The sequence below is a fragment of the Salinibacter pepae genome, assembly GCF_947077775.1.
Taxonomy (GTDB): Bacteria; Bacteroidota; Rhodothermia; order Rhodothermales; family Salinibacteraceae; genus Salinibacter; species Salinibacter pepae.
In genome coordinates, this window is sequence record NZ_CAMTTE010000001.1 from 2,831,163 (window position 1) to 2,852,410 (window position 21,248).

The window sequence follows — 21,248 nt, forward strand, 5'->3', positions numbered from 1 at the left end:
CAGCCGGTGTCAGAGTGGCTGGACCCGTGTCCTCGCTGCGTCAAATGAACTGGGGATGAGGAGACGATGACTCGGACGCCTCCTTGCGGCTGAGAGCGTGAATCGTGTGGGCAACCATCACACTGAGCCCCAATCCGGACCGTCGGCCGCCCCCTGCATGACGACCGGGACGGACAGGCTCCACGTTGCGCCCTGCAGGGCCCACTGTACCGCCCCCCGCAGGCCGGGACCCAGCGCCATTGCGAGCAGCAGCCCGCCGTGGAGGCAGCCCGAAATCCAGTCGTGTGCCAAGGTCTTCTCGCGCACCGGGGCCTCCGTGGAGCGCCGGTGCCACATCCAGGCGCCGAACGCAGCGCCCGCGATCGTCCAGGTCGTCAGGAAAATGGCGACCTCGGTCCCCGAGCCAAACCGCGGGAGGTGCAGCCCAGGGGGCGAGAGCTCAATCGACCTCGCGATCAGGCCCGTCCACTTCGCTCCGCACGAACGCCCGCTTCAACGTCCCGTCGCTGGAGAACCCGTCCCAGTTGGCCTCTCGGCTCGCCTCCGCCAGGTAGCGTGCCTCATCTTGGATGTGACGAAGAGACTCAGTCTCCGATCCCGACGTACTCGACGCTCTGCAAGACGTGGGGACCGATGTGAGGGCCGGGCGCCTCGGGGGGCACCAACGCCACTGGACGCCCAAATTCTTCTTCTAAAAGAAAGGAGACAGCCATGAAGTTGTCGAACGACTTTTCTCCCGGCACAAACTCGACCAGAAGATCCACGTCACTTTCAGCGTCGGGACCCCCACGCTGGAAGGATCCAAACAGGCGCAATCTGTGCCACCCCGAGCCGACGCAAATTGTCTCGGTGGTGCTGCAGTCGCTCAATCAAGTCTTTTCGGGTCTGAACTGTAGCTATATCAGTCTAGAAACCGCCAGCAATCGCGGATGTTGCTGCGCAGCATAACGACATAGATCAGCTGAAGTGGGCGCGAAAAGGCCCGGCGGAATTCAAGACGGTAAATCGGCCTCGGCCCGCGGGGTCTACATTCGCCAGCGTCGCCACTCCCGAGTAGCGGAGGCGCAACCGATCGGCTGACTTCGATCCATAACGGCACCGGCCCATTTTCAGCTGTACCCCAGGGTTATAGGGCTATCCGTTCTGCCTACTCCATTCAAGGAACTCCACCGGTTCCATGATTGGAATTCCCCGAAACGGATCGAGCTCTAACAAATCCGAGTCTCCACTCACGATACCGCCTGCGGCCTCGCTCACTGCAAGCTCCAGAAACTTATCGTCATCCGGATCACGACAAGCCTAAATCTCCTCCGTCGGATTCGCAAATCGACTCTGTTCAACCAGCGCTTCTGTGAATGCGCCGCGTTCTTCTGGGGGAAGGTACTCGTCAAACTTTTCGCGGGCAATCACCCCATCGATTTCCTCAAACGTCGCTCTTGAAAGTAAAACGACGCCAGTGTCCAACGCATGTTGGAACGCCTCTCCCGGTGTAGAGCCTCGGAATAGAGCAGCGCTGACGAGGGCATTCGTGTCGAAGGCGTAGCGGCGATCACTCTTCATTCAGAATCTCGTCCAATTTCTCTTGCGTCAGTCCGCGTTCTTGCGCCCGCTGGCTGATCTCGTCCATAATCTCTTCGAGAGACCGCCCGCGCTTTCGATGCTGGACAGCTTCCCGCAACCTGCTGCTAAGAAGCGCTTCAAGCTTGCGTTTTTCCTCGGCCGACGCCGACTCGTACGCCGCTGCAACATCGGCGCTGACCTGAAGATTGATCGTTTTTGTTTCCATGGCTGAAGTGTCCTCTCATGTAACAGGAGACACAGAATGCTGCCTCAGCAACGTCAGTGCTGTTTCTGAAGCACCATAACGTGGACGCTCACCTGACCCGGGCACGGGAAAAGGTTTGCTCCAATCTACGCCGATAGAACAACTACGTCCGACGAGTTTTCTATCTGCTCGCGTCGTCACCGCCGTTCAGCACAAACGAACTGCACTACCGACAGCGCACGGAAACGGCAAGAGCCTGGGTTCAGGTGAAGCGGGCGTGTTATGCGGCCCCGACTGCCCCGTTCAGTTCGTTTGGCTTCCTCCAATCCACTCTGCGATCCGCCGCCGAACCCGCTGTATACGATCCGAACTGATCTTCCCAATCCTTCCCTCAAGGATATTTCCCTCCACAACCGCAAGTCGGCTGATTCGAACCACACTCGCCTTTTTGAGCCCCGATTGCTGAAAGTCGCTGTCTCCTTCCTCAATCAACTCGTCGAATCCCTCGATTTGCTGGTGGAGCTGCGAGGAAATCATGCAGATCAGCCAGTCGTCGTACGGGCCTGGAACCTCGCTTATCAACAAAGCCGGACGAAGCTTTCCCTCCGCCAAATCCGTACGGGGAAATCGAAACAGAACGATCTGACCAGGATCTTTCACGACGACGTAAACCGCTCTTCGAGATCTCCTTCTGTGTACTCAGGCTCTGTCTCTTCCTCGATTCCCCGCATTGCAGAAGCTAACGAGAACTGCGTCCATTCCTGCTCCTCTTCGCGAGCCTGCACCCGCTCTGTTTTCGTGAGCAGATATTCTACGAAGTCAAGGACCTCAGCCTGCGTTTGCTCCGGAAGGCGTTGAACCTGCTTGTTGATCTTCTCGGCAACTTTCATGGTCCGAACGGAGGATACGGAAGGATCTGAATTCAACAGTGCATACGACAACGCGAACAATTCGGTTCAAGTCACTTCCTGCAGGCCGCATAACGTGAACGCTCACCTGCGAAAAGTCGCGGCATTTCCACCGCTAATGGCAAAGGAAGTAACGACGTTCAGGGAAGGTAAATTGGCCTTCTCTTTTCGTCAGGTGCAGCGATGTGTTATACCCCCATACTGTACATACCGAAAATGGAGAGACTCTATCCTTCATCAGGAAAAAGTCCCAACTCGTGGTTTAGTGCTTTTAAAACTAAGGTGACTGTATCATCGTGGATATCCTCAGGACTAAAGTTTTTGGTAGATTCATGTAACTTTTTCTTCGAGACGGACAAGCGGCTTGCGATCCATCCATATTCAGCACTTGCCTCCCGGAGTGCTACCAGCGCCATAAACAGCATAATTTCTGTGAGTCTCTCTGAGGTTTCCTCATTGGAAAGATCGCTTGTAAACGAATGAGCAAATGGTCGACTGGCTGCACTTACCGCTTCCTCGACAAGAGAGTAAATTTTTTGCTGCAGTGAGACGAGTGCGTCAACACTCACTGTATTCTCCTCGACTGAATATTTCATCCCAAGTCCGAAAGGAACGGCGAGAAAAGTTCTTAGGGCCTGCTGGACCTGTTCTTCCTCCGGAGCGGGATAGCCAAGGTCATAAAGATTATGATCTTCATTCCAGTATTTAGCCACCGGAGTGCTTTGCCTGAATTTCGTGTACTGCGGAAAAAACCAAAGGGCACGGATGCACTGATCAATTGAGAATCCTGAAGCTCGGAGGGATACCTCATCTATTCCGGCAAGCTTGAGGCACTCATCGATTAGGTCCCAGGCCCTCTCAATATTATCCTCCATGCTCTCAAGACGTATCAGCCTAGCACGGGTATCATAGAATCTTGGGTCACTTTCGAGGCGTCTCTGCCAAAACTGCCGAGCGTCGCTGGTTACTTCCGATTTTGTTTCAATGAGCTGTGCTAGCACATCGGACTTCAGACTCGTTAACCCCTCATGTCCAGGTTGATGAGCCAGCCCTCTATTGATCCATTCAAGAGATTCCTGAAATCTTTCGGCCCGGTAGTTTGACAGGCCGAGCCAGTACCAAGTGCCTGGGTTCTGAGTAATCCATTCCGGATTATGCTTTACACCTCGCTCGAGAAATGTAGCTGCTTGACCCGGTTTGTCAAAATCTATAATGAGGCTGATACCTTTACTAATTAGTGCCTCTGGCTTCGTTGGCTCCAGTTCAAGTGCGCGATTGAAGCACTCCATCTCCGCTTCGTGGTCATCAACTTGGTGGTATGCACTTCCTAAGTTTTTTAGTAGTGATGGCTGTTCGGATTTATCAAGAGCCTTCTCGTACGCTTCAATAGCTTCTTCCGCCTGCCCCAAAGCACTAAGAGCATTTCCTAAATTATAGAGGTCGGCCCAACTTGGGTCGGACTTCTCCTCAACTATTTCTCGAAAGCCTTCGCACCCCTCCTGAATAGCAGTCCTATTGTTTTCTGAGATCCCTTTTTCCGTCAGAGTAGACGCTCTAATCAAACGGAGCTTCTTCCTACTAAGTCCGACCTGGGAGGCCCGATTGAGACTCGTGATTGCTTCATCATATCGGTGAAGTTGGTATTGAGCTACCGCACGAAGATGCCAAGCCTGACTAGATTCGGGATGTTCTCCAACGAATTGCTTCAACCGGGTTGCTGCACGCTCGGGTTCTTCTGACTTTAAAAGTTCAAATACTGTTGAAAGCTCTTCTTCCAGCTCTTCTTCACTTCCGATATTGAAAAGGAGCTCCGGAGTGTCCCGCGACACCTCTACAGAGAGATATTTTCTTGCTAAATCAGGATGTGCCTCTTCCAGTTGAAGGCGCAGCCATTCTCTCGAAAATATGACTAGGTCCCAGACATACTTTTTCCAAAGCTCTTCGGACAACTGATCTCTGTCAATTCCACGAGCCTTCTGGGATGTTACATAAACTAAAGTCTCGAACTCATACTCACGCTCATCTAATCGTTCTGCGTCCTCGCGGAGCTTGGTCTTCCAATCATCGCGAAGGCTAAATTGAAAAAAGCAGACGTTGCCATGCCGCCCTCTTCCGCGTCGAGGATATTCCTCCGCATCTCTGCCTCCATCTTGGGGCTCAATCGGCTCTATTTCCTTATAACCGTTTCTGTATAGAAGGTCGGTGGCCAGCCGCTCGAAGGACCAAGAATCAAGTTCATTATCTATGGTCCAAAGTACTTTGTTGAGCGACATATATATTTATTTGACCTGAAGGGATAACGAGAAGATCAAACAGAATATAAGGATAGATCGACCTCTGTCTGCAATTTTTCCATTCACTGGTGACATCACTTCTACCCGCCCGGCTACCCTTGCCTGAAACGGCCCTCGCCCATTTTCAGCTGTAGAACAGGGTTATGTCTGCGATACTTCAAGAACAGTACATCCGTAGTTTGTGTATCGAGTTGGGTATACTGTTTGATGCATCAGTCTGGTATTCTCATCAATACCCCTCAGTTCTGGAATTTCGACATTACCCTCCCAGAAATCGCTAATCTCCTCTCGCTCATCTGTATTCTCACCCTCATGTACACCAGCAATCATCACAAACTTGTAAACCTCACGGCTATGGTACCGCTGGTCCATAATCCTTAGCTTTTCAATGTCATGTTCGATCGAAACCTCGTCACGATCGTTAGGAATCCACTTCACTTCTAGGGCGACAGAAAGGGATGGATATTCCTTCTCTTTCGCCTCAAAGTAAAAATCGATTCTATAGTGGTCACCCGACCTGCTCGTCTGTTGGGCTATTTCCTCTGAAAACACTTCCCACTGTTTGTCAGCGGCGACACGGACGACCGGACCGTAGAGCATATACTCCGAATAGGCTGGCGACATGCCGCACCTAGAAACATAGGTGAGATAGCCTGTTACTCCCTCGGACGCAGTAACAACAAGCGCTTTAGCTTTCCGACTCGACATCACAGAAATTCTTCTATTCAAGGACAGGCATAACGGGGAAAGCTCTACGGCGCAGGGCAATGTCGACACCACTCTCGAAACGAGCAAAAGCTTTCCATCGCGGCACGCCGACCCGCCGAGGCGAATCCCCCCTGGGTTCGCAGCAGCGCCGTGTTATTCCGCACCTTATATCACTTCACCCGTATCAGGGTCGATATTGAACTTTTCTAAATCTCGATCAAATAAAAATATGTCTCTATCCTCTGTACCCTGCACAACCAATTCAGCAATCAGACCAGACGCCACATCGATATCTTCAATGATGTGGTGAACTTCGTAGACAGCGGTAAGAGCTGCCATTGGAATGCCGCCTCTATCTTCGACCTCGATCAGACAGTTCGTTACGTCAATATGATGTCTAACCATTCCAGCGTCTTTATCATCATACTCGCCGATTTTTTCATCGATGAATTCGTGTAACTGAGTTTTTGAGCCGTCAGAGTGGATGTAGACTGGATCTCCCTTGAGGAGACTGCTACTGAGCTCTGCTGCTTCGAGGTCGTTGAAGAACTTTCGCTTTGCTTCATCGCTCGATAGGTCGAGCTTCACCTCTGGCTGACCTCTTGTGATGTACGTGACGTTGACGCGGATTGAGCCGATATACTGGTCGTCATCTTTCTCTTCATACTGTCGAAGCACAACGAGCTTTATGCCCTTATGCTTAGCAAACTTCCGTGCATCCTGAGTAAAACCGTTGCAGGTAAGAATCATGGCTTCATCTGCCAATGCGTCATCCACCACTGCCCAGAAGCTTCGCACGATGTCTAGCCCCACCTTGCTGCCAGACACGTCGAAGTCCTTGCATTCGACAATGACTCGTTTCGTGGCGCCGTCTACCTCAAGGTCAACGTCAATTTGGTGGGATACGGCTGACTCTCCGATCAACCTCACATCATGCACTACCGCGCGAGACTCGTCAAGTGCTTTAAGGACTAAGGCGGCAAGTCTTTCGTACTTAGTTCCCTTCTTGGTAGTGTCGGAGTGACTAAATCGATCGTGGATATTTTCGTATCTAGACTGAGGCACAAAGTTAAGGGTTTATTGCGAGGTATAACCTATAATTATACCCTTCTCAGATAGAAGCCTTCGATACCTTTTCAGGACTCAATACAAATCCAGCCGACCTCAACCTGTCGACAAGTTTAGGCACTGTTTCTTTCACATGGTCGTTGAAGCCAATATATAACACTCCTTGAGCGTCAGACGGAACTTCAATATGTCCCTTTTTCAAGATTGCCACATTCTGGCGACCGAGCGCGGAAATCAACATCCCCATTTCCAGAACAACGTTCTGACGAGCACGAGGCTGGGCTTCATCAGGGCCGTCCTTCTTGGCGTATCCCATGTCATCAGGGGTTAGCAAAACTATTCCAAAGCGAACACTGGAATCACCCGGCCCGATTTCTTTCTCAAGTGCTTCTATGATCGTTAGCCCTTCACCAGCGGTATTGGCTAGAACAAACGGATCCAACCCCAACTTGTGAAGGATAAGCTCAAGTTGTTCACGGGCAGTGTCATCGTGTCCATGTACAACAAATATCTTCTTACTAGCCGAACTTGGATTCGTCGGCTTCTCCGGCTCAGAAACTGATTCAGCAGTACCTGAGCCCGAATTTCCTTCGCCCGTATATTCAGTTACATCTTCCTTCAACTGATCCTTCTTATCCTTCTTCCCTTGAAACTGCACAGTACCAGTTCCAGGATACCAGTTGCAGATTCCTCCCTCTTCGGTGCGTATCTGATAGCTGTGCTCATTTTCCTCTACTGACGATATTCCGTGACCGCTCCCAGAAATTATCGTCTTCAGTTCTTCAAGCGATCCGTCGTGGGTCATACTCATATTTTTAAGATCCTCAATATTACCTATAACAAATTGGGCACGAGGGAGATAGACAGAATCATTCTCACTAGTCGAGGACGAATATTACATTGCCCCCTCCAGCAGATGCGATCCGTTGCATTTCATTTGACATGAGGTCCCCTACATCTTTGATCCTCACGGTCGCTCCCGAGCTTGATGCAGCGGATGCAATCCGTTGGAGTTCGTTTGCCATTTTTCCGTTAGCGCTTATTTCAACACCACCACCTGCTGAGACGATTCGCTGAATTTCGTTGGTCATCAGATTAGCCATTGTGACTGTAGTCTCTGGTCTGGTTTGACTACGATGGGTATAACATATCTTATGCCGATCGATTCCGTCATATCCCACTGTATGGATCGGCATAATATGAAGCGACAGGTCGGCTAACCGGAGGCCTTCCAACAATTTGCAGAAACGGCGTGAGTGTTATGCCGAAGCGATCCGCATAACAACGTTATGCCGACCAGTGTGAGCGTGTCTCCACGATACAGGTTTGTACTGTATACATCAAACCAAACGACTCGGTCGCCTTTCCTCCCGCCATGGACGGTTCGTCTTCGGATGGCTCGTCTCCCGTCTTGGATCGCGTCCGGTCGGCCTGTTGCCGAAAAGGCTATACCTACCAGACCGAGAAGACCGACCTCCGCTGGATCATCCGCTACGTGAAGTACCACGGCACCAAGCATCCTCGGACGTTTGGGAAACCGGAGGTCCGAGAATACCTGCCCTACCTCGCGACCGAGCGAACCGTCGCGGCCTCGACCCAGAATCAGGCCCTGAATGCTCTTCTGTTTCTCCATCGCGACGTGCTCGGGGCCGAGTGGGACCGGGTGTCCAACTTTGATCGTGCACGGGAGCCGGAGCGGCTTCCGGTCGTGCTCACCCAGGCGGAAGTCAAATCCGTGCTCAGGCACATGGACGGCCCAAACGGCCTCGTGGCTCACCTGCTGTATGGGGCCGGGCGTCGCCTTTCGGAGGCCCTCGGACTGCGGGTGAAAGACCTGGACTTCGAGTACGAGCAGATCACCGTACGGCAGGGCAAGGGGAAGAAGGATCGCCGAACGCTCCTGCCCGGCACCCTTGCGGCCCCGCTCCGGCGGCAGCTTCGAAAGAGCAAGGCGACCTGGAAGGAGGATCTGGAGGCGGGCTACGGAAGGGCCTCGCTGCCGAAGGCCCTCGAACGGAAGTCCCCGCACGCGGCGACAGAGTGGAGGTGGCAGTATGTATTCCCGTCCGTCCGGCGGAGTGAAGACCCGAGAAGCGGCGGCATCAAGCGGCACCACCGCTCCTCCTCCGCCGTGCAGAAGGCGGTCAAGCGTGCGGTGGAGGACGCAGGCATTGCCAAGTCCGCCAGTTGTCACACCCTGCGGCATTCCTTCGCCACCCACCTTCTGGAACAGGGGACGGACATTCGCACCGTGCAGGAGCTTCTCGGCCATCAGGATCTCCGTACCACGCAGGTCTACACGCACGTCCTTCAGGACGGAAAAGCAGGGACGCGGAGCCCTCTTGAGACCATGGAATGAGGCAGGAGGCTACTGAACGGGGGTCTGAAAACCCTGGACTGTATTCGGGTGTTGTGGAATTTATTCTGTAGTTGTGGGCCCTATTGTCTGAAGAGAAGAGCTCGGGGCTACGGCGCCGCCGCTCCGTGCCCCAGCATCCACAGCGCGAGCCCGGCCCGCAGCGCCCAGGCGACGGTGCGGAGCCAGTTCGTCGCGACGAGGCGGCGGTGGGCCGCGGCGTCGAAGCCGTCGATGAGGCGGGCGTGCAGCGGCACCTGCACGAGGCCCGTGGTGCCCCAGATGGCGAGCACGAGCGCCAGGCCCGCCCAGCCCCCCCACGGGGGCAGGCCCGGCGGCGGGGCCCAGGCGATCCATCCCGCCGTGGCGAGCTCCACCGTCATGGCCGGCCCCACGATCCAGGTGATGCGCCGCATGTGGGCCGCCTGGAAGGCCGCGTAGTCCGCCGTCCGCACGTAGGAGAAGAGGGGGTAGTGCACGCGCTGGACGATGAGGATGACCCCGAACATGAGCCAGGTCGCCGCGGCGTGGACGGAGAGAAGCATGGAGTTGAATGAGAGACCGTGCACCGGTGAACGCTCAGGGGATTGAGAACGATCGACCGAGGGGAGCGGGCCGAACGCCTATTCTGTGTGGTCGGCCCAGACGGCCTCCGCGGCGGCCCGGCCCGCGGCGAGGGCGCCGTTGAGCGACGCGGTGCGGCGGTGGTCGCCACATACGTACAGACCGCGGCGCCGGCGCACCGGCCGCTCGTGGGGAGACAGGAACGGCGGGGCCTGTTCGGGCAGGGCGTAGGGGATGTGCTGGGTCTGGAGGTGCGTCCAGCCGCCCGCCGCCAGCCCGAACCAGTCGATCAGCTGGGCCCGCACCGACCGCTGGAGTGCCGCCTCACCTTCCGCGGGCGTGCCCACCACCACGACGGACACGAGGGCGCGGTCGTCCGGCGCGTAGCCGGGCGCCACGTCCGACGGCACGGCGAGGTTGTTGATGGGGCCGACGCCCTCCCCATTGAGGACGAGAAACGGCTCGTCGAGCGGGGACTGGGGGGCGTCGTAGTAGAGACAGATCGTCGACCGGCCATCGGTCGGGGACACGTCGCCCACCAGCCGGTCCGCCGCCGGCGCGTCCGTGGCGACCACCACGTGCGGGGCCTCCATCGTCCCGCCGTCCGCCAGCGTGACCGTCTGGCCGTCGACCGCCGCCACGGGCGTGTTGAGCCGCACGGCCGCGTCCGGCAGGTCCGCGCGCATCTGCTTGGGCATCCGGTCGATGCCGCCGGCCGGCAGCACCGTCCGCCCCTCCGCGAACATCTTGAAGACGAACTCGAACATGCGGCTCGACGCCTGCAGGGCGCGGTCGAAGAAGATGCCGCCGAGGAAGGGCCGGAAGAAGCGGTCGATCATGACGGAGGAGAACCCCCAGCGCTCCCGAAGCACCTCGATCGTGGGGCGTTCCGCCCGCTCCATGATCTGCGGGATCGACCGGCCGGCGAGGGCCTGGCGCAGGCGCAGTACCCGCAGCTTGTCGGCCAGCGTGCCGATGCGCGCCAGGACGGTGCGCGGGGCGTCCCACGGGTGCCGCCGCGGGTCGGCGACGCGCTGGAAGCGGCCGTTGTAGCGCACCAGGGCGCCGTCGTGGAAGGGGTGGAGGTCGAGCGCGTCGTAGTCCAGTTCGCGCTGCGTCTCGGGGTAGGCCGTGAGCAGCACCTGAAAGCCGCGGTCGAGCCGAAAGCCGTCGACCGTGTCGGTGCGCACCCGTCCGCCGACGCGGTCGGACGCCTCCACCACCTGCACGGTGAGGCCGCGCTCGTGGAGGTGGCGCGCACAGTTCAGGCCGGCCAGCCCGGCCCCGATCACGAGAACGTCGGGGGGTGCCATGAGGGAGCAAGGGTGCGTGGGAAAAATACGGAGCATAAGCAACGTCCCACCGGCCCTTCCGTTCGAGCAAAGTCCCGAACGAACGCGGCGATCCACCTCGTCTTCCTACGTCTCTTCCAATTAGCCCTCGTCTCCTATGCCGCCCGTCCGCCCCGACGCCTCGGTGCAGATCGATTCCCTCCACGCCGACCTCGACGCCCGCCTCTCGGCCCTCCGGGCGGACCCGACCCCCGTCGACCGGTCGCGAGACCGGGTGGAAGATGCGCTGGGCGACGGCGAAGCGCACTACGGCATCAACACCGGCTTCGGGGCGCTCGCGCAGAAGCGTGTGCCGGAGGACGACCTGGAGACGCTCCAGCGCAACCTCGTCTTCAGCCACGCCGTGGGGGTGGGGGACCTCGTGCCCAAGGCCCTTAGCCGCCTCATCCTCCGCCTCAAGATCCACGCGCTGGGCCTGGGCCACTCCGGCGTCTCCCGTGAGACGTTCGACCGGCTGCTCCTGTTTGCGGAGCGGGATCTCGTCCCGGCGATCCCGAGCCGGGGCAGCGTCGGGGCGTCGGGCGACCTCGCGCCGCTGGCCCACCTGGCGCTGCCGCTGCTGGGCGAGGGGCGCTTCTGGACGGAGGACGGCACAGACGTGCGGCCCGCCGGGTCCGTCCTCGACGAGCACGACCTCGCGCCGATCACGCTGCGGCCGAAAGACGGGCTTGCCCTCATCAACGGCACCCAGCAGATGAGCGGGTACGCGGCCCACGTGCTCCACGAGGCGCAGCGGCTCGTCAAAATCGCCGACCTGCTGGCCGCCATGAGCCTGGAGGCGCTGCAGGGCAGCATCAAGCCGTTCGACGAGCGGGTGCATGAGGTGCGGCCGCATCCCGGGGCGCAGCAGGTGGCCGCCAACGTGCGCACCCTGCTCACGGACAGCGAGATTCTGGCGTCACACCGCAACTGCGGCAAGGTGCAGGACCCGTACTCCCTCCGGTGTGTGCCGCAGGTGCACGGGGCGAGCCGCGACGCGCTTCGCCACGCCACCGACGTGGTGGAGCGCGAGATCAACAGCGTGACCGACAACCCGCTCGTCTTCGAGAACGGCGACGTGATCAGCGCCGGCAACTTCCACGGCCAGCCCCTCGCCCTGGCGCTCGACCACGCCGGCATCGCGCTGGCGGAGCTGGCCAGCATCGCCGAGCGCCGCATCTACCTGCTGCTGGCGGGCCACGACGGCCTGCCGGAGCTGCTGATGGAGGACACGGGCCTCAACTCGGGCTACATGATGCCGCAGTACACCGCCGCCGCGCTCGTGTCGGAGAACAAGAGCCTCGCCCACCCGGCGTCCGTCGACTCCATTCCCACGAGCCGGGGCCAGGAGGACCACGTGAGCATGGGCAGCGTCGGGGCCGTCCAGCTGCTCGACATCCTGGAGAACGTGGAGCGCGTGCTCGCCATCGAGCTGCTCACCGCGGCGCAGGCACTCGACTACCGCCGGCCGCTGCGGCCGGGTCGGGGCGTGGAGCGGGCCCACGAGACCGTCCGCCAGACGATCTCCCACCGTGAAGAGGACTACCTGCTGGAGGACGACATCGACCAGAGCCTGGCGTTTGTGCGGGACGAGGCCCTACTGGCATCGGTGGCCGAAGAGCTGGAGGCGCTGGGGTGAGTGTGCGTGATGCGTGAGGGCGTGATGCGTGAGGTGAGGATTCGAGTAGTCATGAATTACGCGTCACGCTTCAGTCCTCCCCAGCACGTGCCGCAGGCCGTCCTCCAGCGCCGAGAAGCCAAAGTCGTACCCGGTCGCTCGCAGGCGCTCGGGCACGACGCGGGCGCTGGTGAGAAGCATCTCGTCCGCCATCTCGCCGCCGACGGTGCGGACCACCGACGACGGGACGTTCAGGAAGGCCGGGCGGTGCAGGACGTCGGCGAGGGTGTCCGTGTACGCCTGCATCGTCACCGGACGCGGCGCGGTGAGGTTGACGGGGCCCTCCAGGGCGTCGGTCCAGAGGGCGTGGTAGATCCCGCCGATCACGTCGTCGAGCGTGATCCAGGGGAAATACTGGTTTCGCCCCCCCACGCGGCCCCCGAGGCCGAGCCAGAAGGCGGGGAGCATGAGGCGGAGCGCCCCGCCGGCGGGCGTCAGGACGATCCCGGTGCGCATCTGCACGGTGCGGATGCCGGCGGCCGCGGCGGGTGCGGTGGCGGCCTCCCAGGCCTCGCAGACCTCGCCCAGAAAGCCCGCGTCGCGCGGCGCGCTCTCCTCCGTGATGCGGTCGGTCCCGTGGTCGCCGTAGTAGCCGACGGCCGAGGAGGAGACGAGCACCTCGGGCGGGTCGTCGAGCCCGGCGAGCGCCTCGGCCAGCAGCCGGGTTCCGTCCGCCCGGCTGGAGTAGATGCGCTGCTTCTTCGTGGGCGTCCAGGGGCCGAATACGTTTTCCCCCGCCAGGTGAATCACCGCGTCGATGCCCTCCAGCTTGTCGGCCTCGACCCGGTCGGTGCGCGGGTCCCACAGAATCTCGTCGGTGCCCGTGGGGCCGGAGCGCGTAAGGCGCTTCACGGTGTGCCCGCCCGTGGTAAGGAAGGGCACGAGGCTCGACCCCACGAGGCCGGAGGCCCCGCTCACGGCAATCGTCAGGGCCTGTTCGTCGGGATTGTACCGCCGGTGCAGCGACAGGTCGCGGCGCGTAATGCGGTGGCGGTACGCGAACTGGCGGCGCAGCTCGGCCTCCAGCCACGGCGCCGCCTGGCGCCCCAGCGCCCCGCCCGGCGGCTCGTACTCGACGCGGTCCGTGAGGGTGGCGCGCGCATCGTCGTCCGCGGCGGGCTCAAACCGGTGCGTGTGCTCCCAGTGGGGGAAGGGCCCCTGCACCTGTCGGTCGCAGAACTGCCGGCCGGGCTCCACGTCGTGGTGCTCGGCCACCCACCGCACCGCCAGCGGCCCCGGCCCGACGCGCAGGACGGCCCGGTCGCCCTCCCCGATCCCCTCGAACGACTGGAGCCGCACCGGCGCCCACGGCGGCGTCAGGCGCTCGAAGGCCCCGGGGCGGCTGTGCCAGGTGAACAGGGCGTCGGCGGACGCGCCGAGCGAGCTGGAGGCGGTGAACGTGTGCATCGCGGCGGAGCGGCGTCGACGAAGAAGAGAAAAGGGTGCACGTAACGGACTCGTGGGCGGCGGGGGCGGTTTCGGGAGGGCGGCGGTCCGGCGGGACGGGCGCGTGTGTCGGCGGTTCCGGAATCCGAGCACTCCGCAACGCGAGGGCGTGATTCGTCCACAAAGCACATCGCCCGTCGAACCAAGAATCGCTCGCCGGGTAGGATTTTCTCTCCGATCCGACGTCCGTCCCATTGTGGGCCCGGCGCCCGTGGCGACATGGGCCCCTCCAGATCCTTTCTGCCTGCTATGAGCGACCCCCCTTCCTCTTCTGGTTCCTCGTCGGAGTCCGGGACCGAGTCCGGATGGACGCCCCGAACCAAGCGCGGCGTGGCGCTCGGGGTCGTCGTGCTCGTGGTCGTCGGGCTGGCGCTGCCAAAGATGGGCGGGTCCGAGTCGTCCGGCGGCGGCGGGGACGACGCGCCGATGCGCGTGGACGCGACTGCGCTTCAGCCCGGGACGGTGACCGAGCGGATCCGCACGAGCGGCACCCTGCGCGCGGACGAGTCGGTGGAGCTGACCGCAGAGACGGCGGGCAAGGTCACCGACATTCGCTTCGAGGAGGGCGACCGGGTGAACGAGGGGGCACTCCTCGTGCGGATCAACGACGCGGAGCTGCAGGCCGAGAAGGACCGCCTGGAGCACCGCCTGTCGCTGGCCACCGACCGGGCGGAGCGTCAACAGCGGCTGCTGGAGGAGGGCGGGGTGAGCCAGGAGGAGTACGACGCGACGGTGAACGAGGTGGAGGTGCTGCGGGCGGAGCTGGACCTGGTGGCAGCCCGCATCGGGAAGACCCAAATTCGGGCCCCCTTCAGTGGCGTCGTGGGGCTGCGGGAGGTGAGTACGGGGGCCTACGTATCGCCGCAGACGACCATTGCGACCCTGCAACGGACCGACCCGATCAAGCTCGATTTCTCGGTCTCCGCGCAGTACGCCGCCCGCGTGCAGACGGGCCAGTCCGTCATGTTCCGCGTGCGCGGCCTAGAGCGGACGCTGGAGGGAACCGTCTACGCCAGCAACACGCAGGTCAGCACCGACACCCGTACGCTTCGGCTGCGGGCCCGCGCCCCGAATCCCGACGGGGCGCTCCGGCCCGGCATGTTCGCCGACGTGACCGTTCCGCTCGGGCAGATGACAGACGCAATCGTTGTGCCGTCGTTCGCAGTGGTGCCCACCCTCGACGGCCAGCGCGTCTTCGTGGCCGAGAACGGCGTCGCCCAGCCCCGCAACGTCACGCTCGGCGTCCGCACCGACTCGACCGTCCAGGTCACCGACGGCCTCTCGCTCCGCGACACGGTCATTACCTCCGGGATTCAAGACCTTCGGGCGGGCCTGCCCGTTCGTGTCGAAACGCTTGAATGATGCGGGATACGTGATGCGGGATACGTGAAGCGGTTTTCCTGCCGGCGTTCACGCATCACGATTCACGCATCATGCACTCCAACGTTTGTTCCTGTTTTATCCGTTTCGAGCCGGCGGAACCACCGTCAGAAAACACCCCACACGCATGAGCCTCTACTCCCTCAGCATTCGGCGGCCCGTCCTGTCGACGGTGTTTGCGCTGCTCATCATGATCTTCGGGGCGGTGGGGTTCTACTTTTTGGGCGTCCGTGAGTACCCGGCCGTCGACCCGCCCATCATCAGCGTAAGCACCCAGTACCGGGGCGCCAACGCCGACGTCATCGACTCGCAGATTACCGAGCCGCTGGAGGAGCAGATCAACGGCATCGACGGCATCCGCACCATCGAATCCGTCAGCCGCGAGGGGCAGTCCACCGTCACCGTTGAGTTTGACCTGGGGGCCGACCTCGAACGGGCCGCCAACGACGTCCGCGACCGCGTGAGTCGCGCCCAGCAACAGCTCCCGCCCGACGCCGAGCCCCCCAGCGTGTCGAAGTCCGACGCCAGCGCGCCGCCGATCGTGTTTCTGAACATCGAGTCGGAGACGCGGAGCCTAATGGAGCTGACCGAGATCGCGGACAAGCGGTTCAAGGAACGCCTCCAGACGATTGAGGGGGTGAGCCGGGTCGACATCTGGGGCGAGAAGACCTACTCGATGCGCCTGGAGCTCGATCCGCAGAAGTTGGCAGCCTACGACCTGACGCCGCTCGACGTGCGCCAGGCGCTGGACCGGTCGAACGTCGAGCTGCCGTCGGGCCGCATTGAAGGGGAGACGATCGAGCTGACGGTGCGGACCAAGAGCCGCCTCGAGACCACCGAGGACTTCAACGCGCTCCTCCTCAAGCAGAGCCCCGACGGGCAGACCGTTCGGCTGGAGGACGTGGGCCAGGCCGACATTGCGCCCCTCAACGAGCGGACGCTCCTGCAGCGCGACAACGTGCCGATGGTAGGGGTCGTGCTGCGGCCCCTCCCGGGGGCGAACTATATCGACATCGTGGACGAGTTTTACCGCCGGATCGACGACATCGAGGCGGAGCTCCCGAGCGACCTGGAGCTGGGCATCGGCTTCGACAACACCGAACCGATCCGCGACAGCATCAGCGAGGTGCAGCAGACGATCTTCATCGCGTTCCTCCTCGTGGTGCTGATCATCTTCCTCTTCCTCCGCGACTGGCGCTCCACGATCATTCCGCTCATCGTGGTGCCGATCGCGCTGACCGGGTCGTTCTTCGTGATGTACGCGATGGGCTTCTCCATCAACGTGCTCACGCTGCTTGCGCTCGTCCTGGCCATTGGGCTGGTGGTGGACGACGCCATCGTCGTGCTGGAGAACATCTACGCGAAGATCGAGGAGGGGAAGGACACGATGGTGGCGGGCCTGGAGGGGACGCGCGAGATCTTCTTCGCGGTCGTGGCCACCTCCGTGTCGCTGGTGATTATCTTCGCGCCCATCATTTTCATGGGCGGGCTTACCGGCCAGCTCTTTCAGGAGTTTGGGATGGTGATCGCCGGGGCGGTGGCCTTCTCCTCCTTCGTGGCGCTCACGCTCACGCCGATGCTGTCGACGCGCCTGCTCAAACAGCGGGACGAGAAGCCGTGGATCTACCGCAAGACGGAGCCGGTCTTCGAGTCCCTGACCGACGCCTACCGCCGCTCGCTGGCGGCGTTCATGGAGTACCGCTGGGCGGCGTTCGTCATCATGGCCGGGTGTATCGTCGTCATTACCACCTTCCACTTTACGCTGCCGCAGGAGCTGGCCCCGCTGGAGGACCGGAGCCTCGTGCGCATGAACGCGACGGCCCGGGAGGGGGCGACCTACGACTACATGAGCGGGTACGTGGACAAAATGTACGAGGCGCTGAACGAGACCGTCCCGGACGAGCACCAGCGATCTACCATCTCGGTCACCTCGCCGGGCTTCGGGGCGGCCAGCTCGGTCAACTCGGCGTTTATGTTTATGCGCCTCGTGCCGCCGTCGGAGCGGGACGTCTCGCAGATGCAGTACGCCGACAGCCTGCAGGCGGCGCTCGGGGAGCTGGAGGGGGCGCGCACCTTCGTCTCGCAGGAGCCGACGATCTCGGTGGGCGGCGGGGGCGGGGGGCTCCCCGTCCAGTACGTGCTGCAGACCTCCAGCGTCGAGAACCTCCGCGGGGCACTGCCCACCTTCCTGGAGCGGGCCCGTCAGCAGGAGGAGCTGGGCGTCGTGGACGTGAACCTGAAGTTCAACAAGCCGGAGCTGCAGGTGGAGATCGACCGCGACCGGGCCAACAACATCGGCGTCTCCCCGCTCGACGTGGCGCAGACGCTGCAGCTGGCCCTCGCGGAGCAGCGGGTGGGCTATTTCGTGCGGGACGGGGAGCAGCGCCAGATTCTCGCGACGGTCGACGAGGAGGACCGCGACGCGCCGGTCGACCTGACGAGCCTGTACGTCCGGTCCGCGAGCGGGGAGCCGGTGCCGCTCGACAACCTCGTGTCGGTGAGCGAGCAGGCCACGCCGCCCCAGATCTTTCGCTTCAACCGCTACATGTCCGCCACGGTGAGCGCACGCCCGGCGCCCGGCAACACGATCGAGGACGGCATCGGGGCGATGGACCGCGTGGCGGACGATGTGCTCGGCCCGGCGTTCTCGACCACCCTCACCGGCCAGTCGCGCGACTTTCAGGAGACGTCGAACCAGCTGCTCTACGTCTTCGGGCTGGCGCTCGTCCTGATCTACCTGGTCCTCGCGGCCCAGTTCGAGAGCTTCCGCGACCCGCTCGTCATCCTCTTCACCGTGCCGCTGGCCCTGGCGGGGGCGATGCTGTTTCTCTGGTACTTCAACCAGACGATCAACATCTTCAGCCAGATCGGCATGGTGATGCTGATCGGGCTCGTGGCCAAGAACGGCATCCTCATCGTCGAGTTTGCGAACCAGCGCAAGGCGGCGGGCCTGTCGATCCGGGAGGCCATCGAGGAGGCCGCGGCGGTCCGCTTCCGGCCCATCCTTATGACCGCCCTGTCTACGATCCTCGGCGTGCTGCCCATTGCGCTGGCGCTGGGGGCGGGGGCGCAGAGCCGCGTCCCGATGGGGGTGGCCGTCATTGGCGGGCTCCTGGTGGGCACCGTTCTCTCGCTCTACGTGATTCCCGCCACGTACACCTACCTCACGAGTGAGGATGCCGGGCCCGCACTGGTGGGCGAGGGCGGGGCTGGCGGGGACGGGCTGCCGGAGGAGGAGGTGGCGCCGCAGCAGATGCCGTCCTCGTAGGGGGCCGGAGCTGAAGAGCGTCCCCGTCACGTCCAACGAGGCGGCTTCGTATCGCGGGTTTGATGCGTGACACGTGATACGTGAGGGAGGCTACCGACCGTCGATCACGCATCACGAATCACGCATCATTCCGCCCGCATCACCCTTCACCCGTCCCGTACATGAATCCGCTTCGTTGTCTCGTCCCGGCCCTTCTCGCCGGGGCCGTGCTCGTGCCGTCGCCCGCCCCCGCTCAGCAGTCGCCTCCTCGAGACACCCTCCGCCTCGACGCCGCCGTGCAGCGGGCGCTCGACGACAATCGGCAGGCCCGCATCGCGCGTCGCGAGACGGACATCGCCGAGAACAACGTCTCGCTCGGGAACGCCGGCTTTCTCCCCACCCTCTCGGGGCGGGCCAACTACTCAAAAACCCGCTCCAACTCGGAGCAGGTCTTCCTGTCCGGCGAGACGCAAAGCACGGACGGGGCGACGTCGACCCAGTCCGGGGCCGGGGCGGACCTCCGGTGGACCGTGTTCGACGGCCTACGGCCCTTCGCGACCTACGACCGCCTCGGGGCGGAGCGCGACCGGCAGGCGGCCGCGACCGACGAGCAGGTCGAAACCCTGGCGGCCGACGTGATTGAGGGCTACTACGACGTGGCGCGGCAGCAGCAACAGCTCGCGGTGCTGCGGGAGGCAGTGGCCATCTCCCGCGAGCGGCTGCGCATCGTAGAGCTCCGGCGGGAGCTCGGGTCGGCCTCCGACCTGGAGGTGCGGCAGGCGCGCGTGGACCTGAATGCCGACTCGACGGAGGCCCTGCGGCAGGCGGCGGCCCTCACCAACGCGAAGACCCGGCTCAACCGGCTGCTGGCCCGCCCCGACGACGCGTCCACCCGGTACGCGGTCGCCTCCGCGATTGAGGTGGACACGAGCCTGCAGTACGCGTCGACCCAGCAGACGGCGCTCCGGGAGAGCCCTGCCCTGACGCAGGCCCGCGAGGCCCTGCAGGCGGCCCGGGCCGAGCAGCGGGAGCTGCGGGCCGACTTTTTTCCCACGGTCGACCTGACGGCGGGCCTCAGCTACTCGCAGCTCAACGCCGAGAGCGGCTTCGTGCAGGAGAACACGAGCACGGAGGTGACCTACGGGGTGTCGCTCACGCTCGATCTCTTCAACGGGCTGAACCGGTGGCGCCGCACGCAGAACGCCGAGGTGCGTGCCACCAACGCCCGCCTCGCCGTGGAGGACGTACGGGCCCGGCTCGTCACTGAGCTCACGAACGCCTACGAGCGGTACCGGAACCGCCTCCGCCTCGTGGACCTCGAGCGGCAGACCCTAAAGGCCGTGCGGGCGAACGTGGACGTGGCCCTGGAGCAGTTTGAGCAGGGCACCATCACGAGCGTCGAGCTCCGCGAGGTGCAGGAGCAGTTCATTCAGGCCGAGAGCCGCCTCCTCACGGTGCAGTTCGAGGCGAAGCAGGCAGAGGTCGAGCTGCTGCGCCTCAGCGGCCAGCTGCTCGACCGATACTAGGAGCCCCGTCTTCATTTAGGCCTCGAAGCCCCGAGCGGCCGCATGGCCGGGGTCACATCCGGCAGGTGCGGATGTCGGTGACGATGATGCCGCGGGCGTCCAGCTCGGTGAGGTCGTCCATCACTGCGTTGACGGACTCCCGCTCAATCATGGCCTTCACGGCCACCCATCCGTCCTTGTTGAGGGGCGACACGGTGGGGGACTCGATGCCGGGGGTGATCTTGCGGGCCTCGGGAAGGTGGTCCTCTGGCAGGTCGTACTCCACGACCACGTACTCCCGGGCCACGATGATGCCCTTCACCCGCTCCGCGAAGTGCTGGGCGGCATCCTTCTCCATCGTGTGTCCGTTTTGGGCCACCAGCACCGCCTCGGTGTTCAGGATGGGGGCGCCAACTGTCGTGAGCCCGGCCTCGTCGATGGTGCGGCCGGTCTGGACCACGTCGGCGATGACGTCGGCCACGCCGAGCTGGATCGAGATCTCGACGGCCCCGTCCAGTGAAATCACACGCGCGTCCACGCCCCGCTGCTCCAGGTCGCGGCGCACGAGCGTGTCGTAGGACGTGGCGATGCGCGTGTCGGCGGTAAAGGCGTCGGGCGTCAGGCCACTGGACTTGGGCGCGGCGTAGCAGAAGCGGGCCGCCCCGAAGCCGAGATCCAGCACATGGGTCACGTCGGCCCCGCTGTCGTAGGTGAGGTCGAGGCCCGTCACGCCCAGGTCGATGATGCCCTTGCTCACGTACGTCGCGATGTCGCGGGGGCGCAGAAAGACGAACTCGACGCCGTAATCGGGGTCGCGCACGGACAGCTCGCGGCCGCGGCGGCGGCAGTTGTAACCGGCCTCGTCGGCCAGGGTCACGGCGCCGTCTGCGAGGGCGCCTTTGTTGGGGAGGGCGATTTGTAGCATGAGGGGAGTCGCTTGGTGGATGAAGATGGTTTGTCGCTCGGGCCTGCGCGGGGGGGGCGGAAGGGGGAACCGG

20 protein-coding genes and 1 pseudogene are annotated in these 21,248 nt (G+C 62.2%); 5 read left to right on the top strand and 16 right to left on the bottom strand.

Annotation, left to right across the window (positions count from 1 at the left end):
• Positions 1-117 precede the first annotated feature (117 nt).
• The 12 genes and pseudogenes from OJA40_RS11815 to OJA40_RS11860 form a co-directional block, all read right to left on the bottom strand.
• A complete protein-coding gene (locus OJA40_RS11815; protein ID WP_263810768.1) occupies positions 118-336 on the bottom strand; it encodes a hypothetical protein in 219 nt (72 codons plus the stop codon).
• A 248-nt stretch (positions 337-584) separates the two neighbouring features.
• Positions 585-764: a hypothetical protein gene (locus tag OJA40_RS15625; RefSeq protein WP_272506861.1), complete on the bottom strand. Its 180-nt coding sequence runs from the start codon at positions 762-764 to the stop codon at positions 585-587.
• Between the two features lie 370 nt (positions 765-1,134).
• Positions 1,135-1,284, bottom strand: a pseudogene (locus OJA40_RS15630) (hypothetical protein); the annotation flags it as partial.
• Positions 1,285-1,299: 15 nt separating this feature from the next.
• Positions 1,300-1,560, bottom strand: coding sequence for a PIN domain-containing protein (locus OJA40_RS11820; RefSeq protein WP_208426040.1), 261 nt, complete (start codon positions 1,558-1,560; stop codon positions 1,300-1,302).
• Positions 1,550-1,786 (bottom strand): hypothetical protein, encoded by a 237-nt coding sequence (locus OJA40_RS11825; protein ID WP_208426039.1) that lies wholly within the window; start codon positions 1,784-1,786, stop codon positions 1,550-1,552. The genes OJA40_RS11820 and OJA40_RS11825 overlap by 11 nt, the downstream gene beginning before the upstream one ends.
• 282 nt (positions 1,787-2,068) lie before the next feature.
• A complete protein-coding gene (locus tag OJA40_RS11830; RefSeq protein WP_208426038.1) occupies positions 2,069-2,425 on the bottom strand; it encodes a type II toxin-antitoxin system PemK/MazF family toxin in 357 nt (118 codons plus the stop codon).
• Positions 2,422-2,655, bottom strand: a complete 234-nt coding sequence (locus tag OJA40_RS11835) for a DUF2281 domain-containing protein (RefSeq protein WP_208426037.1) — start codon at positions 2,653-2,655, stop codon at positions 2,422-2,424. The genes OJA40_RS11830 and OJA40_RS11835 overlap by 4 nt, the downstream gene beginning before the upstream one ends.
• 245 nt (positions 2,656-2,900) lie before the next feature.
• Positions 2,901-4,946: a tetratricopeptide repeat protein gene (locus tag OJA40_RS11840; protein ID WP_208426036.1), complete on the bottom strand. Its 2,046-nt coding sequence runs from the start codon at positions 4,944-4,946 to the stop codon at positions 2,901-2,903.
• A gap of 162 nt (positions 4,947-5,108) precedes the next feature.
• Complete coding sequence (locus OJA40_RS11845; RefSeq protein ID WP_208426035.1) at positions 5,109-5,567, bottom strand: hypothetical protein; 459 nt, start codon at positions 5,565-5,567, stop codon at positions 5,109-5,111.
• 273 nt (positions 5,568-5,840) lie between these two features.
• Positions 5,841-6,740: a restriction endonuclease gene (locus OJA40_RS11850; protein ID WP_208426034.1), complete on the bottom strand. Its 900-nt coding sequence runs from the start codon at positions 6,738-6,740 to the stop codon at positions 5,841-5,843.
• 46 nt (positions 6,741-6,786) lie between these two features.
• Positions 6,787-7,548: a TIR domain-containing protein gene (locus OJA40_RS11855; RefSeq protein ID WP_208426033.1), complete on the bottom strand. Its 762-nt coding sequence runs from the start codon at positions 7,546-7,548 to the stop codon at positions 6,787-6,789.
• 73 nt (positions 7,549-7,621) lie between these two features.
• Positions 7,622-7,834 carry a hypothetical protein gene (locus tag OJA40_RS11860; protein ID WP_263810770.1) on the bottom strand — a complete coding sequence of 71 codons (213 nt, stop codon included), beginning with the start codon at positions 7,832-7,834 and terminating at the stop codon, positions 7,622-7,624.
• Between the two features lie 284 nt (positions 7,835-8,118).
• On the opposite strand from OJA40_RS11860, the gene OJA40_RS11865 reads away from it, so the two are divergent.
• Complete coding sequence (locus tag OJA40_RS11865) at positions 8,119-9,102, top strand: integron integrase (RefSeq protein ID WP_208426031.1); 984 nt, start codon at positions 8,119-8,121, stop codon at positions 9,100-9,102.
• A 107-nt stretch (positions 9,103-9,209) separates the two neighbouring features.
• On the opposite strand, the gene OJA40_RS11870 is transcribed toward OJA40_RS11865, so the two are convergent.
• Together OJA40_RS11870 and OJA40_RS11875 are read right to left on the bottom strand one after the other, a co-directional pair.
• The gene (locus OJA40_RS11870; protein WP_263808465.1) at positions 9,210-9,644 is read right to left on the bottom strand and encodes a hypothetical protein; all 435 of its coding nucleotides are present in this window, start codon (positions 9,642-9,644) and stop codon (positions 9,210-9,212) included.
• A 78-nt stretch (positions 9,645-9,722) separates the two neighbouring features.
• Positions 9,723-10,976, bottom strand: coding sequence for a protoporphyrinogen/coproporphyrinogen oxidase (locus tag OJA40_RS11875; RefSeq protein ID WP_208426248.1), 1,254 nt, complete (start codon positions 10,974-10,976; stop codon positions 9,723-9,725).
• A 136-nt stretch (positions 10,977-11,112) separates the two neighbouring features.
• Between OJA40_RS11875 and hutH the strand changes: the two genes are divergently transcribed.
• On the top strand, positions 11,113-12,633 hold the full coding sequence (gene hutH, locus OJA40_RS11880) for a histidine ammonia-lyase (RefSeq protein ID WP_208426249.1): 1,521 nt from the start codon (positions 11,113-11,115) through the stop codon (positions 12,631-12,633).
• A 63-nt stretch (positions 12,634-12,696) separates the two neighbouring features.
• On the opposite strand, the gene OJA40_RS11885 is transcribed toward hutH, so the two are convergent.
• Complete coding sequence (locus tag OJA40_RS11885) at positions 12,697-14,079, bottom strand: TIGR01777 family oxidoreductase (RefSeq protein WP_263810771.1); 1,383 nt, start codon at positions 14,077-14,079, stop codon at positions 12,697-12,699.
• 288 nt (positions 14,080-14,367) lie between these two features.
• On the opposite strand from OJA40_RS11885, the gene OJA40_RS11890 reads away from it, so the two are divergent.
• The 3 genes from OJA40_RS11890 to OJA40_RS11900 all read left to right on the top strand — a co-directional run bounded on the left by OJA40_RS11890 (position 14,368) and on the right by OJA40_RS11900 (position 20,271).
• Complete coding sequence (locus OJA40_RS11890) at positions 14,368-15,480, top strand: efflux RND transporter periplasmic adaptor subunit (RefSeq protein WP_263810772.1); 1,113 nt, start codon at positions 14,368-14,370, stop codon at positions 15,478-15,480.
• 145 nt (positions 15,481-15,625) lie between these two features.
• Positions 15,626-18,766 carry an efflux RND transporter permease subunit gene (locus OJA40_RS11895; RefSeq protein ID WP_208426252.1) on the top strand — a complete coding sequence of 1,047 codons (3,141 nt, stop codon included), beginning with the start codon at positions 15,626-15,628 and terminating at the stop codon, positions 18,764-18,766.
• 161 nt (positions 18,767-18,927) lie between these two features.
• Entirely contained in the window at positions 18,928-20,271 is a 1,344-nt protein-coding gene (locus OJA40_RS11900) for a TolC family protein (protein WP_208426253.1), read from the top strand.
• Between the two features lie 52 nt (positions 20,272-20,323).
• Here the strand turns inward: OJA40_RS11900 and hisG are convergent, their stop codons facing one another.
• Positions 20,324-21,175, bottom strand: a complete 852-nt coding sequence (hisG, locus tag OJA40_RS11905; RefSeq protein WP_208426254.1) for an ATP phosphoribosyltransferase — start codon at positions 21,173-21,175, stop codon at positions 20,324-20,326.
• Positions 21,176-21,248 lie beyond the last annotated feature (73 nt).